General features: G+C 43.0%; 13 protein-coding genes. 9 read left to right on the forward strand and 4 right to left on the reverse strand.

Features of this window, described 5'->3' with window-relative positions:
- Positions 1-11 precede the first annotated feature (11 nt).
- Genes arsC through FM019_RS15300 form a run of 4 tightly spaced genes read left to right on the forward strand, consistent with a single transcriptional unit; the run spans position 12 to position 3,318 of the window.
- Complete coding sequence (gene arsC, locus FM019_RS15285) at positions 12-365, forward strand: arsenate reductase (glutaredoxin) (protein WP_143836828.1); 354 nt, start codon at positions 12-14, stop codon at positions 363-365.
- On the forward strand, positions 365-952 hold the full coding sequence (gene wrbA, locus FM019_RS15290; protein ID WP_143836829.1) for an NAD(P)H:quinone oxidoreductase: 588 nt from the start codon (positions 365-367) through the stop codon (positions 950-952). Before arsC ends, wrbA begins: the two co-directional genes overlap by 1 nt.
- 3 nt (positions 953-955) lie before the next feature.
- Positions 956-1,378 (forward strand): DUF2069 domain-containing protein, encoded by a 423-nt coding sequence (locus FM019_RS15295; RefSeq protein ID WP_143836830.1) that lies wholly within the window; start codon positions 956-958, stop codon positions 1,376-1,378.
- Positions 1,379-1,383: 5 nt separating this feature from the next.
- Positions 1,384-3,318: a hypothetical protein gene (locus tag FM019_RS15300; RefSeq protein WP_143836831.1), complete on the forward strand. Its 1,935-nt coding sequence runs from the start codon at positions 1,384-1,386 to the stop codon at positions 3,316-3,318.
- Between the two features lie 50 nt (positions 3,319-3,368).
- On the opposite strand, the gene hda is transcribed toward FM019_RS15300, so the two are convergent.
- Positions 3,369-4,103 (reverse strand): DnaA regulatory inactivator Hda, encoded by a 735-nt coding sequence (hda, locus tag FM019_RS15305; RefSeq protein ID WP_143836832.1) that lies wholly within the window; start codon positions 4,101-4,103, stop codon positions 3,369-3,371.
- Positions 4,104-5,213, reverse strand: a complete 1,110-nt coding sequence (locus FM019_RS15310) for a DUF2066 domain-containing protein (RefSeq protein ID WP_143836833.1) — start codon at positions 5,211-5,213, stop codon at positions 4,104-4,106. It lies immediately after the preceding gene.
- Positions 5,214-5,384: 171 nt separating this feature from the next.
- Between FM019_RS15310 and purM the strand changes: the two genes are divergently transcribed.
- The 4 genes from purM (at position 5,385) to fadE (ending at position 10,474) form a co-directional block, all read left to right on the forward strand.
- The gene (purM, locus tag FM019_RS15315; protein WP_143836834.1) at positions 5,385-6,425 is read left to right on the forward strand and encodes a phosphoribosylformylglycinamidine cyclo-ligase; all 1,041 of its coding nucleotides are present in this window, start codon (positions 5,385-5,387) and stop codon (positions 6,423-6,425) included.
- Positions 6,426-6,427: 2 nt separating this feature from the next.
- A complete protein-coding gene (gene purN, locus FM019_RS15320; RefSeq protein ID WP_143836835.1) occupies positions 6,428-7,075 on the forward strand; it encodes a phosphoribosylglycinamide formyltransferase in 648 nt (215 codons plus the stop codon).
- On the forward strand, positions 7,041-7,772 hold the full coding sequence (locus FM019_RS15325; protein ID WP_260681643.1) for a DUF3108 domain-containing protein: 732 nt from the start codon (positions 7,041-7,043) through the stop codon (positions 7,770-7,772). The genes purN and FM019_RS15325 overlap by 35 nt, the downstream gene beginning before the upstream one ends.
- Positions 7,773-8,008: 236 nt before the next feature.
- Positions 8,009-10,474 (forward strand): acyl-CoA dehydrogenase FadE, encoded by a 2,466-nt coding sequence (gene fadE, locus FM019_RS15330; protein WP_143836837.1) that lies wholly within the window; start codon positions 8,009-8,011, stop codon positions 10,472-10,474.
- 308 nt (positions 10,475-10,782) lie between these two features.
- Here fadE and add read toward each other — a convergent pair whose 3' ends face one another.
- Both add and FM019_RS15340 read right to left on the reverse strand, forming a co-directional pair.
- On the reverse strand, positions 10,783-11,781 hold the full coding sequence (gene add, locus FM019_RS15335; RefSeq protein WP_143836838.1) for an adenosine deaminase: 999 nt from the start codon (positions 11,779-11,781) through the stop codon (positions 10,783-10,785).
- Positions 11,782-11,815: 34 nt separating this feature from the next.
- On the reverse strand, positions 11,816-12,460 hold the full coding sequence (locus FM019_RS15340; protein ID WP_143836839.1) for a response regulator transcription factor: 645 nt from the start codon (positions 12,458-12,460) through the stop codon (positions 11,816-11,818).
- Between the two features lie 213 nt (positions 12,461-12,673).
- On the opposite strand from FM019_RS15340, the gene cmoA reads away from it, so the two are divergent.
- Complete coding sequence (gene cmoA / locus FM019_RS15345) at positions 12,674-13,402, forward strand: carboxy-S-adenosyl-L-methionine synthase CmoA (RefSeq protein WP_143836840.1); 729 nt, start codon at positions 12,674-12,676, stop codon at positions 13,400-13,402.
- The last annotated feature ends 1 nt before the right edge of the window (position 13,403 follow it).

A 13,403-nucleotide genomic window follows, 5' to 3' on the forward strand; every position in this document is an offset into this window, starting at 1 on the left:
GAACAATCAATATGTCTACCCTCACCATTTTGCATAATCCCCGTTGCAGTAAAAGCCGTCAAACCTTGGAATTACTGAAACAAAAAGGCTACGAGCCAGACGTCATTGAATATCTTAAAACACCGTTGAACGCTGTTCAGTTAAAAGATGTCATGGTTAAACTTGGTCTAACTGATCCGCGCAAAATGATGCGCGTTAAAGAATCAGAATATATTGAAAATGACTTGGCGTCAGCAGAATTAACAGCCGACGACTTGCTTAAAGCCATGGCGTCCTTTCCCAAAACGATGGAAAGACCAATAGTGATCACCGATGATGCAGCACGTATCGGGCGGCCACCAGAATCTGTATTGGAGATCCTTTAGTGGGGCCTGTTTTAGTTCTTTACTATAGTTTACACGGTTCAACACGACTGCTAGCCAACAAGATAGCGCAAGGTATAGAAGCTGAAGGTGCCGACGCGATTATTCGTACTGTTCCTAAAGTCAGTGATGGATTTAGTGAAAAGCCAGAGACTATTCCAACCGAAGGCGACATGTACGTGACTCACGAAGATATTAAACATTGCAGTGGTATCGCCCTGGGTAGTCCCACTCGATTTGGAAATATGAGCGCTGCGATGAAGTATTTTTGGGACTCAACTGCTCCTTTGTGGCTATCCGGGGAGTTGAACGGTAAGCCGGGGTGCGTATTTACCTCATCAAGTAGCCTTCATGGCGGTCAGGAATCAACGCTATTATCCATGATGTTTCCCTTGATCCACCATGGAATGCTTATAGTCAGTTTACCATACAGTGTGCCGCAGCTTCACACCACGCGGTCCGGAGGAACTCCCTACGGCCCCAGTCATGTCAGTTTCGGCAATAACGAAGCGACATTGAGCGACGACGAGTCCGCCTTAGCCATCGCTATGGGCAAGCGCTTAGCCATCACAGCAAAAAAATTGGGATAATCCATGCAACTAAACACCAGTTTCTATCGTAAGTTAGCATTAATAAGTTATTTTGGATTATTAATTTGGGTACCTATATGGCATTTATTTCTTGCTGAACCTGTAGGCCGTTCTTTGCAATTTGAAGTGTTTCTTGCCGTAGTTTGGACGATTCCCTTGCTGTTGCCGTTAAGAGGAATAGTGAAAGGATTGCCTTACACCCATGCTTGGGCAAATTTTATTGTAATGTTCTACATCATTCACGGTCTTACTAGTATATACGCCGTAGAAAACGAAACGATTTATGCTTTGATTGAGTTGATTTTCTCCACGGGTATGTTTGTAGGGTGCAGTGTTTATGCAAGAAAGCGTGGAAAAGAACTTGGCCAAGGATTACCCAAATTAAAAGAAGTGATGGCACAAGAAAAACAGCGATTTGAGAGGTAAAGGTTATGCGTGTTGTAGGAATTGTATTGCTCGGTTACTTAATGAGCGCCTGTGGTGGCGGAGGCTCGAGCACTGGTACGCCAAACACTCCTAATCAGCCCGCACCTTCTCCTCCACCATCGTCGTTGCTTGCCCCCTCACCTATCTCCAGCAATACTGATTACCAAATCTACGGTCAATTAGAGGCCAATCAGGGGGAATCGGTTGGATTTGCCTTAGTGGCAGGCAACGGAAAACGGGTTGAAAGCTTGCAATGGCAACAGCTCTCTGGTCCAGCGGTAACTATTTTAGCCCCCCATATGCAAGCCATTGGCTTTGATGTTGCACAATCTGGTGAATATCGATTTAACGTGTCTGGACAAATGGAGTCAGGCCAACAAATCGCGCAGGAATTATCCCTAACAGTTGTAGACAGCACGACGCAAAAAGCCAACATTCGTGTCGATCATGCTGTGTCTGAACGTGGCAAAGTGTCCCTGAGAATCGATACATCCAGTGACAAAGAAATTGTATCCTGGCAGTGGCAGCTAGTTGAAGGAACCGTAAACGTAGCAATCGAACCTCAAGATGCCTACGTTTTTTTTGATGCGCCCAGTGTTAATAAAGATGAAATTATTGTCATCCAAGGCGATATTGAATTTGCGGATGGCTCCCGCCAATCTGATCTCAGTCAAATAATCATCAAAGATATTCAAATTGATGAAGATGGGTACTTTCCTCGATTTAATGAACGTGTTGTGACCAATGATATGTTTGCCTATGTGCAAAATAGCCCCTATTCAGCAGCATTAGAAGCCTGTGTATATAACAATCTTGTCAATCGCTCCTGTTCATTCAACCAGCTCCCTCTTATCGGTCAAGTTGTCAGTCAGCCGACAGTCGATGATATTATGCAACGTGTTATTGTTTCTCATGAATGGATGGGCGATAGATTTCGACAATTTTTAGAGACCTCGGTAACAGGTGAAGATATGCGCAATCTGTTACGTGCCGTTACGGCGGTGGTGATTTCTTATGACGTTCGGCCTTCGTTCTACTGGACGGCAACGGGAGCGATTTACCTGGATGCGGCCAATTTTTGGATGACACCAGAAGAAAGAGACACACTCAACTCCGCGCCAGACTTTCGCAGTAATTTTGGTAATGAGTTGCAATTTTCGATTCCCTGGCGTTATATCAAAGACAACCAGTCTTATATTCGGAATTCGGACTACCCTAGAGCTAGCCGTCTAACCAAAAGTTTTGTCGACTTTGAGGCTAATATCAGTTGGTTGATGTATCACGAGCTAGCTCACGCCAATGATTTTTTCCCACCAACGAGCTGGACTCGGGTAACGGGGAGTGATTCGCCACTAGGATATGCTAATGATAACGAAGCAAACTCTACGGCATTTTCAAATAGTTACCCCTTAACCTCGCAGGCGATGCGCGATTTAGCGAGTGTTAGCTTTGCTGGTGTTGATGCCAGTGAACAGCAAAAAGCCTACACGCCGAATGATGTAGTGCCATTTTTCGAACCTGATAAAGCACCAGCGTATTACAGCTATTCAACGATTAGAGAAGACTACGCAACGCTTTTTGAACGTTTTATGATGGTCTATCGATTGGATGCACAAGCCGACACCGCAATCATAGAGCTTGATGAGGAGCTCACCTACCCTGTGTCATGGGGACAGCGTAATCGAGTTAACTTACCCGCTATTCAACCACGCACTGCTGTTGTGGTTGAACAAATACTGCCACAACTTGACGCGCAACAAATCCAACAGTCATTACCCGGCGTTACTCAGTTCACACCCGGCGTTGGATATTTTGAGCAGATTGATTTGAGCAATCAACAAAAAGGCAACGTTGCAGGAAAGCCTGTGTTAACCGATCGGAAACTCAATTTTGAAATGTTGAGCATTCATCGAGGGCGCCCGTCAATGCCAGAAAAGTAAAAGCAGTTTATCTGGGTTTAACGGAACTGGGTTTGTAGAGAATCGAATTTTTATTGCGGCGGAATTGTGCTGAGCACTTGTTTGATTAAAGGTATGCTGATCTTGCGTTTTTCTTGCAGACTTTGGTGCTCAATTTTGTCTAGAGTTTTCGTTAAAGTATGCATGTCACGTCGACAATGCTGTACCAAAAATTTTAATGACTCCGCCGGAACGGCAATACCTTTGTATTTTGCTTTTTTAAGCAACGCACTGACCGCAGCAGATTCATCCAAGGTGTTTAGATGAAAACTAATTCCCCAAGTCAGTCTCGAGCTCAAATCGGCCAGCGCTAAATTTAGCGCTTTTGGCCCCGCATTGGACGATAAAAACAATTTGCAGTAATTACTTTCTTTAACTCGATTGATTAGATCAAACATTGCACGTTGCCATTGTGCACTTTGTTGTATCCATTGGATATTATCAATACAAACTACTTGCAAACGTTCCAACCCATCAAGAATTAAACTTGGATAAGATAAATCTTCATCAAGGTTTATATAAAAGTGTTCGAGGTTGAGCGATTTTGCTAAGTGGCAGGTGGCAACTAACAGGTGGCTTTTGCCCGCCCCCGTCGGCCCAGAAAGGTAAGTTAAAAACGGCTGCGTCCCGCCCGACTGGGTTTTTATCGCTTGCTTGAGGTGTTCAACGACTAGTTCGTTTTCACCTGCTTCAAAGTTCAAAAACGTTTGTTCATCAGGCAAATTAACATCCAGTACAATTTGTTCGGGAAGTATTTTTGAAGCCAATTATGGTCTCCACAAATATGGCATATCAGCGATAGGTTGGCCAAAAGAATCCAACGGTCTTTTTAATCGCTCATCTAAACCAAACGCTTGTTCTAAATTTTCCTTTGCGCCAAATAATTTCAACTCAAAGGTAGCCATCTGTCCTTGCTGCGCGACTAATGACACATCGATGACCATTGAGAGACTTTTTAAAAATGCCATCACCTCTGCATAACGAGTCAGCGACGAAATATTGTCGATTTGAATGCGATAGGCATCGTCAGCTGAACCGTCAGTAACAGCTGAAATCGCGTAGGTTTCTCCTAATACATCTGCTACTGCATCGATCATACGTTCGATAGCCTCTGACTGTGAACTGCCGCTCACTTCACCAGAATGGAATGTTCCCTGACGCGCAGTGGTCCATTCTGCCACCCATACATTAAGTGGCTCAGGTGCTATGGGACTGACTTGTTCATCCACAACAATCGAAGTGGCTTGAGTGCGAAAATAGACCCGAGATGTCAGGGTATATTCGGAACCATACCTTCCACTGGCATCAACAATATTCTGCATAAAGTTCGACCAGACGTCATAAACACTGACCTGCTGCAAATCGGTGAGATCTAATACTGGGAAACTAATTTTGATACCACGGAGTTGCGCCTGCTCTCGCGCAGCCTCAGTGAGTTCGCTTAAAGCACTATCTGAAAGCAACCTTCTAGAGCGCGTGGGTTGTTCTTCAATCGCTAGCCAAATTAAGGTTTCAGGCCTGTGTTTACCCCAGATAGGATAACCTGTCGAGCGGATTAACTGCTCGATTTTATTGGCATTAAATTGTGCATCGTAGAGTACCACGTCTTGTTGAATATCAAATTGATAGGAAGTCAACAAATTGTCAGCATTCCGCATAGCTCGTTTGATATCCGCATCTGAAAGTATTGCTTTTGTTCCACTCACTTTCACCAACACTTCTGCCAAGGCTGCCGAAGCGCCTTTTTTTTGCTGAGCGGGAGATTGGTTCTCTATCTCAACTGACGCATTGAACAACCCCTCAATCACTGCGGCTTGTGTTGAAAAAACGAAAAACGAGCAAAGCAGAATAAGACTTAAAACGCGATTAAAAGCCATGATTTCCTTAGAGACACTTTAATTAGACGAACATTGTCTTTGATTTAAAGATAAATTTCACCAATTGTTATTAAACATTTAGATTTGAAAGCTCAAATTCAACATATTTGCAGTACCTTTTGTGTCCTCTTACTGCTAAAATCCGCAAAATTTTTGCCGCCGAGGAATATTGTGAGCGACGCTAATCCATCACTAAGCTATAAAGACGCAGGTGTAGACATTGACGCTGGAAATCAACTGGTTGAAAGAATTAAGTCTGTAACTAAAAAAACCCATCGCCCTGAAGTAAAAGGCGGTTTGGGTGGATTTGGTGCCTTGTGTGCATTGCCTGAAAAATATCGTTCCCCCTTACTTGTATCAGGCACTGACGGAGTCGGAACAAAATTACGCTTAGCGATGGATTTACAGCGTCACAGTGGTATTGGAATCGATTTAGTCGCTATGTGCGTCAATGATTTAATTGTGCAAGGGGCTGAGCCACTATTCTTTCTAGACTATTACGCCACTGGCAAACTTGATGTAGATACCGCTACAGAAGTTGTTACGGGCATTGGCGCAGGCTGCGAGCTCTCTGGCTGCGCATTAATTGGTGGTGAAACCGCTGAAATGCCTGGTATGTACCATGGCAACGATTACGATGTAGCAGGATTTTGTGTTGGCGTTGTTGAAGCTGACGAAGTGATAGACGGAAGTAAAGTTGCTCCTGGCGATGCCATCATTGCTTTGGCGTCTTCTGGTCCGCATTCAAATGGCTATTCATTGATACGCAAAGTGCTAGAAGTCAGCGAAGCAGACCCAATGCAACCTTTTGAAGGCTCTACACTAGCCGACCATTTGTTAGAGCCTACCAAAATTTACGTTAAATCCGTATTGGCTCTTTTGGAAACAACACCCGTACATGCAATTTCTCACATTACCGGTGGTGGTTTTTGGGAAAACATTCCTCGCGTACTGCCTGACACTGCCAGAGCCGTTATTGATAAAAATAGTTGGCAACGACCAGCAATTTTTGATTGGTTGCAAGAAAAGGGCAATATAACTGAACACGAAATGTTTAGAACTTTTAACTGCGGTGTAGGTCTTATGATTGTATTGCCGCAAAGTCATGTGCAAAGCGCTATTGACCTGCTAAATCAAAGTGGCGAAAAAGCGTGGCTGTTGGGCAGCATCGAAGCGAGACAAGAACAACAAGAATCCGTCGAGATGATATAATAATGTCTTCTCCTAGCAGAATTGTTGTATTAGTGTCAGGAAATGGCTCTAACTTGCAGGCAATTATCGATTATTTTGAAAACAGAAGCCATGTAGCGCAAGTCGTGGGTGTAATTTCTAATGTGCCAGATGTTTTTGCTTTAGAAAGAGCAAAAGTATCGAATATTCCTTCGGTTTGCCTTAACCATAAAGACTACGACAATCGAGAAACTTACGATATTGCGTTAAAAAACAAAATCGATGAGTATGCGCCAGATTTATTAGTCCTTGCGGGCTTTATGCGCATTTTAACTGAAGACTTTGTGCGAGCTTTTGAAGGAAAGATGTTAAATATACACCCATCGCTTTTGCCCAAGTACAAGGGCTTAAATACGCATCAAAAAGCCATTGATGCTGGCGATAAAGAGCACGGTGCTTCTGTCCATTTTGTGACACCGGAATTGGATGGTGGACCGGTGATTATTCAAAGCAAGGTGCCTGTTTTCATAGAAGATAATGCATCTGTATTAGCACAACGAGTACAGCAGCAAGAGAGAAATGTGTATCCACTTGTAGTAGACTGGTTCTGCAATGAGCGATTAGTAATGATCAATAATAAGGCAGTATTGGATGGTAATGAGCTTCCACAGTCAGGCTACGCAGCTGATTAACATAGCAAGAAACGGTTTAGCCGCCGTTGCATTTTTGATTGGATTCAATGCTGCAGCTGCCCCGTTGAGCGAATTCAATGCTGAGTATAAAGCTTTCCAATACGGCAAGGAGCTAGGCACAGCCTCGTTAATGCTCGAATCGCTTGGCAGAGACCGTTACCGTCTTTCCTATCAATCTAAAGTTTCATTATTTTTCTTGTCTGATAAACGCAAAGAAGTCAGTCTCTTCAGTTTTAATAACAACCAAATCAAACCGTTTAAATACACTTACGAACGAACTGGATTTGGCTCAGACTCATCGCTAGTTGCAGAGTTTGACCGTAAAAAAAATCGTGTATTAATAAATAAAGAAGAGTCTGTTGAGTGGCAAAGCGAATTTGATAACCAACTTTATCGTTTGGATATCCAACTGCAACTTTCTCAAGGCAAAAAGCAGTTTGCTTATGATTTGATCAACAGCCGAGGCCAAAAACGTCACTACGATATGTTGGTTTTAGGTCGTGAACAACTTGAGCTTCCTTATGGCATGTTAGAGGGAGTCAAAGTGAAAATTGTCCGTGAAAATGCCAAACGTGAAACCTATGCTTGGTTTGCGCCCTCGCTAAATTATCAACTGGTTCGTCTTCAACAGTTTAAAGAAGGAGAAGAACAAGGTGATATTCAGCTTTCCTCCTTTCAAAGTAAAGAAACCTTGTAAGGTTTTAGAGCATATTCCTTTACTACTTGTCAGCACGCCTAATAATACCAATCCACAGTAAGAAGTGATCAGTCAGAACAAAATAAGGCTTAAAAAAGACCACTTTCCTTGAAATCGCTCATATCCCGTCCATGCTTATAGTGGAAGCGGAAAAAACAGTACGATTAGACTTGATCTTTGAGTCGTAAAAGCATACTTTTTGAATACCTGGTCTGACCTCTATCATGGGGATTTATATGAATATATTAATGTGGTTAATCATCGTAGTTGGCGCTATCGGAGTCGTCAGTTTTTTGCGTTTAAAACTACTCAACGCAACTATCATTGTTGGTCTTGCTCTTCTAGTAGGCTCCTCTTTTGGCTATGTCGGATTCTTTAGTTGGTTGCTATTTCTTGCCGTTGCCATACCTCTTAATGTCGACTCAATCAGAGTCGAGTATTTAACCAAACCGATTCTTAAAACATATCGTAAAATCATGCCTGAAATGTCTCGTACTGAACAAGAAGCTATCGATGCAGGAACTGTTTGGTGGGATGGAGAAATATTCAGTGGTGATCCTAACTGGAGCGCATTACATGGTATTATACAGCCGCGCTTAAGTGACGAGGAACAAGCTTTTCTTGATGGGCCAGTAGAAGAGGTCTGTCGTATGGTCGATGAATGGGATGTTCATCATGATCGCGCGGACCTGTCTCCAGAGACTTGGCAATTCTTGAAAGACAACAAGTTCTTCGCAATGATCATTAAAAAAGAATACGGTGGGTTAGAGTTTTCCGCTTATGCCCAGTCTCGTATTCTGCAAAAACTTTCTGGCTGTAATGCTGTGTTGGCAACGACAGTTGGCGTCCCAAATTCCTTGGGGCCGGGCGAACTTCTTCAACACTATGGAACTAAAGAACAGCAAGATCATTACCTCCCACGTTTAGCCGAAGGCGAAGAAATCCCCTGTTTTGCGTTAACCGGCAGAGAAGCAGGTTCTGATGCGGGCGCGATACCGGATTTGGGTATTGTCTGCAAAGGCCAGTGGCAAGGTGAAGAAGTATTAGGGATGCGCCTGACGTTTGAAAAGCGTTATATTACTTTAGCACCCGTCGCAACTGTTGTTGGGCTGGCGTTTAAACTCTTTGACCCTGAAGGTTTATTAGGTGGTGAAGAAGATTTGGGTATCACTTGTGCGCTTATCCCAAGAGATACCGATGGACTAGAAATCGGAAATCGTCATTTTCCTTTGAATGTTCCATTCCAAAACGGTCCACTAAAAGGTACAGATATTTTTGTTCCCATTGATTATATTATCGGTGGCGCGGATATGGCTGGCCAGGGATGGAGAATGCTCGTTGAATGCTTGTCTGTAGGACGTTGTATCACCCTCCCCTCAACCTCAGCAGGCGGAGCAAAAACAATGGCACTGGCTACAGGAGCCTACGCGCGGATCCGTCGTCAATTTAAAATGCCAGTAGGCAAAATGGAAGGCATTGAAGAAATGCTTGGTCGCATTGGAGGCAATGCCTACATGATGGACGCGGTAACAAGTCTATCTACCAATGGTGTTGATATGGGCGAAAAACCGTCGGTTATATCTGCAATTTGCAAATATCATCTCACCGAGAAAATGCGATCTGTTGTGAATGACGCCATGGATGTGCATGGTGGCAAAGGTATTATGCTCGGTCCAAATAATTATTTGGGTCGCGCTTATCAAGGCGCTCCGATTGCAATTACCGTAGAAGGTGCGAATATTCTTACTCGTAATATGATGATTTATGGCCAAGGTGCTATTCGCTGTCACCCGTTTGTATTGAAAGAAATGTATGCAGCGGGAAATCAAGATCGAGGACAGGGATTAGAAGAGTTTGATGAGGCGATTTTTGGCCATATTGGTTTCGCTATGAGCAATTTCTTCAGGAGTCTATGGTTCTCATTCACTGGCGCCAGAACAGCCGATGCACCTTTCTCAGATGAAACTGCAAAATATTACCGGGCAATGAAACGCTATAGTTCTAATATGGCACTACTGTCTGACGTTGCAATGGGCGTCTTGGGTGGCGAATTAAAACGTCGTGAGCGATTGTCTGCTCGTTTGGGGGATATTCTCAGTTATCTCTATCTAGGTAGCGCCGTTCTAAAGAAATTTGATGAACAGGGTCGCTTGAAAGACGATTTGCCATTGATGCATTGGGCAATGCAAGATTGTTTGTTCGAATTAGAAAAAGCCATGGAAGAGCTTTTACAGAACTTCCCAAATAAAGCACTTGGTGTTTTTCTTAAAGTGGTGATTATGCCGTTTGGCAAATCATTTAGTCGTCCTTCCGACGAATTAGACCATCAAATTGCAACGATCCTGCAAACGCCTAGCGATACTCGTAATCGCCTTGCCGAAGGTCAGTACACGGGCCGTGATGAAGGCAACGCTATGGGTAAATTGGAACAAATACTAGATGATGTATTGGCGGCAGAACCTTTGTATGACAAGGTGTGTGATGCTGCTGGCGAGCGATTCCCATTTACCCAACTAGACGAAGTGGGCCAAAAGGGTCTAGCCTTGGGAGTGCTTACCGATGAAGAAGCCGCACTAATGAATCGCGCCGAACAGGGCCGATTAGACACCATTAACGTTGACGACTTCAAACCGGAAGAGCTTATGGCAGACAAATCTTTGGCTAAACCCAAACGTAAATCGCGTAGCAAGAAAGCTGCTTAAAAGGCGACAGCATAGAACAAAGGTGACTTCATCGACCTTTGTTTATAAAACGCCCATAAAAAATGCCAATCAGTCAAAGAAACTGATTGGCATTTTTGTTTTAAAGCTTTATCAATGACATAGAAGCTATCGTCATTTTGATATTGATTTTTTATAGGTAAGTGCCGTGATTTATTCCCTTATCAAGGCGAGAATTATGTTGTCTAGTCGTTCTAAACGCATAATGAACAACGAAGATAAGAGAATAAATATCGGTGCTTACAGGCGTTGCTTATCCGGGATTGCGGTTATTTAGGACGGTTTTAAATCTAACCCGTTTTTTTACTTAAAAGCGATTGTTTGTCTGAATCACTCAAAAATGCAGCGTCTACACCATTACGTTGAACCTGTTTTAATTGCGATGCCGATAATCCAAGTACATCTTGAGCGACTTTATATTCGTGGATCAAATCAATATTCGACACCGCAGGATCATCTGTATTCAGCGTCACCAATAGCCCTTTTTTTAAAAACGTTGGCATTGGATGCTTCGCTAAATCTTTAACCGTTGCAGTTTGATAATTAGAGGTCGGGCAAGACTCAATAGCTATTTTATTGTCTATCATGTACTGAATCAGCTTTTCGTCTTGAATTGCTGCAACCCCATGACCTATGCGGGTTGCTCCTAACTTATATATTGCATTCCAGATACTTTGCGGACCATCAGCTTCTCCAGCGTGCACGGTAATGTTCCAATCTGCGTCTTTGGCCAGCATAAAATGGTCGACAAAGAGCTCTGCGGGAAAACCTAACTCGTCACCTGCCAAGTCAAGTGCAATGATATCGCTTTTGTATTTCAACAGCGCCTGTAATTCATCCATACAGGTCTCAACACCGAAAGTCCGACTTAAGATCCCAATCACATTGGCTTTAACCCCAAAGTCTTTTTCACCCGCTCTAACACCATCAATTACCGATGCAATTAACTCTACCATATCAAGTTTATGACTTTGTGCCATGTAGTAAGGTGAGAATCTCAATTCTACATAGTCAAGTTGACTTTGTTTGGCATCCCGCATGTTCTCGTAGGCAACGGTGTAACATGCATCGTAATTCGCCAACATGGACACGCCTACGTCTAATTTTTCCAGAAAAGCTAATAAATCGCTGGTTTGATCTTGGATCTGTGTGATTTTTTTAACATCTTCTAGAGACTTTGCAGCTATCGGTAAATCATTTTTCTGCGCGAGTTGCCAAATTGTTTCAGGTAAAATGTTGCCATCCAGATGACGATGAAGGTCAACCAGAGGCAATGAAGGATCAATCATAATCTCATCACTACTAAATTGTTATAGGAAAGGTTTAGCCCTGCAGACCGCTTTGTAATTTTTCAACAAGCAATACTGCTTGGGTACGAGTATTCACGTCGAGCTTTTTGAAAATGCCACTAATGTGGGCCTTAATTGTAGCCTCTGTCACCCCCATTTCGTAAGCAATTTGCTTGTTCAGCTGCCCTTCTTGCAAATACTTAAGCACCTGAAATTGTTTAGGCGTTAACTCAGCAACTTTCCCTGCAATAGATTTTTGCTCTTCGCTTATTTCGTTGATTTGATCATGTAACTCTTGAGGTATCCAAGTGCCACCATTCAACACGGTGTTAATAGCATCAGCAATAGTCGCAATTGCTGCCGCTTTTGATACAAAGCCTTTGGCGCCGTATCCAATCGTTTGTGAGATTGTTTGCGCACTGTCGCTTGCGGAAATGACAACGACTGGGATCGTCGGAAAATCTTCACAAACTCGGATAACACCATAATAATTTTCACACCCTGGCATATTTAAGTCGAGCAGTATGATGTCCAGGTCAAAATTAGTGTCGATTGCCATCAGCGTAGAATCTAAGCTGTCTGATTCCACAAACACCGAAGATTCGAAATGCGCTTGCAAAGCAGCTTTTAACGCTTCTCTAAATAAGGGGTGATCATCTGCAATTAAAAACTTTGCCATTTGTGGGTTTCGACTCTACTTATTGTTATAGACTTAAGTCTAACGGGTTAATCATTAAATCCAAGCACTTTTTGGGTCATTAGTATCATTTCTGCAATTCCAGAATGAAGTAATACACACTGCTGACGATATTAGCCGCTCTAATTTGCTACTGGACAGGCTCGCAGGTAAAATTGCGCGAATTTTGATAGCTAAGCACTAATATATTCAAATATGAGCAAAAAAGACGCGATTTATTCTGTACCCAAATCAACCATCGGTGATTTTAGTTTTGATGAGGCCGTGGTCGATGTCTTCCCTGATATGATAAAACGATCCGTTCCTGGGTATAGCACTATCATTGATAATATCGGTTTAATTGCGCAAAAATATGCCCTGCCTAATACCAACCTATATGATTTAGGATGTTCTTTGGGCGAGGCCAGTATCGTGATGCGCCGCAAAGTGTCACAAGACGGGTGCAAAATCATTGCTGTAGATAATTCTCCGGCGATGATTGAGAAATGTGAACGCCATTTACATGCATTTCGTTCGAATGTACCTGTCGAAGCGGTTTGCAGCGACATAACAAAAATCTCCTTGGAAAACGCGTCGGTTGTTGTGTTGAATTTCACGTTACAATTTATTGAGCCTGAATTGAGACGAGCGTTGATTGAAAGTATTTACGCAGCATTAAAGCCTGGAGGCGTGCTTGTGTTATCTGAAAAGATTCGGCACCCGAATCAGGTTGGCGACGAATTACTGGTAACCCTTCACCATGAATTTAAACGAAATAATGGTTATAGTGAATTGGAAATCAGCCAGAAGCGCTCTGCTTTAGAAAACGTCATGCGCATTGATACCCTTGAACAGCATGACGCTAGACTCAAACAAGCTGGTTTCACTGATATTGTCCCCTGGTTCAGTTGCTTTAATTTTTCATCAATAGTAGCGGTGAAGTAAA

The organism is Aliiglaciecola sp. M165, assembly GCF_007197995.1.
GTDB lineage: Bacteria > Pseudomonadota > Gammaproteobacteria > Enterobacterales > Alteromonadaceae > Aliiglaciecola.

Excerpts from the sequence above, each read along its gene's own strand:
- add (WP_143836838.1), bottom strand. The coding sequence starts at position 11,781 with ATGATTGATCCTTCATTGCCTCTGGTTGACCTTCATCGTCATCTGGAT.
- cmoA (WP_143836840.1), top strand. The coding sequence starts at position 12,674 with ATGAGCAAAAAAGACGCGATTTATTCTGTACCCAAATCAACCATCGGT.
- purN (WP_143836835.1), top strand. The coding sequence starts at position 6,428 with ATGTCTTCTCCTAGCAGAATTGTTGTATTAGTGTCAGGAAATGGCTCT.
- FM019_RS15325 (WP_260681643.1), top strand. The coding sequence starts at position 7,041 with ATGAGCTTCCACAGTCAGGCTACGCAGCTGATTAACATAGCAAGAAAC.
- arsC (WP_143836828.1), top strand. The coding sequence starts at position 12 with ATGTCTACCCTCACCATTTTGCATAATCCCCGTTGCAGTAAAAGCCGT.
- FM019_RS15300 (WP_143836831.1), top strand. The coding sequence starts at position 1,384 with ATGCGTGTTGTAGGAATTGTATTGCTCGGTTACTTAATGAGCGCCTGT.
- FM019_RS15295 (WP_143836830.1), top strand. The coding sequence starts at position 956 with ATGCAACTAAACACCAGTTTCTATCGTAAGTTAGCATTAATAAGTTAT.
- fadE (WP_143836837.1), top strand. The coding sequence starts at position 8,009 with ATGAATATATTAATGTGGTTAATCATCGTAGTTGGCGCTATCGGAGTC.
- FM019_RS15340 (WP_143836839.1), bottom strand. The coding sequence starts at position 12,460 with ATGGCAAAGTTTTTAATTGCAGATGATCACCCCTTATTTAGAGAAGCG.
- FM019_RS15310 (WP_143836833.1), bottom strand. The coding sequence starts at position 5,213 with ATGGCTTTTAATCGCGTTTTAAGTCTTATTCTGCTTTGCTCGTTTTTC.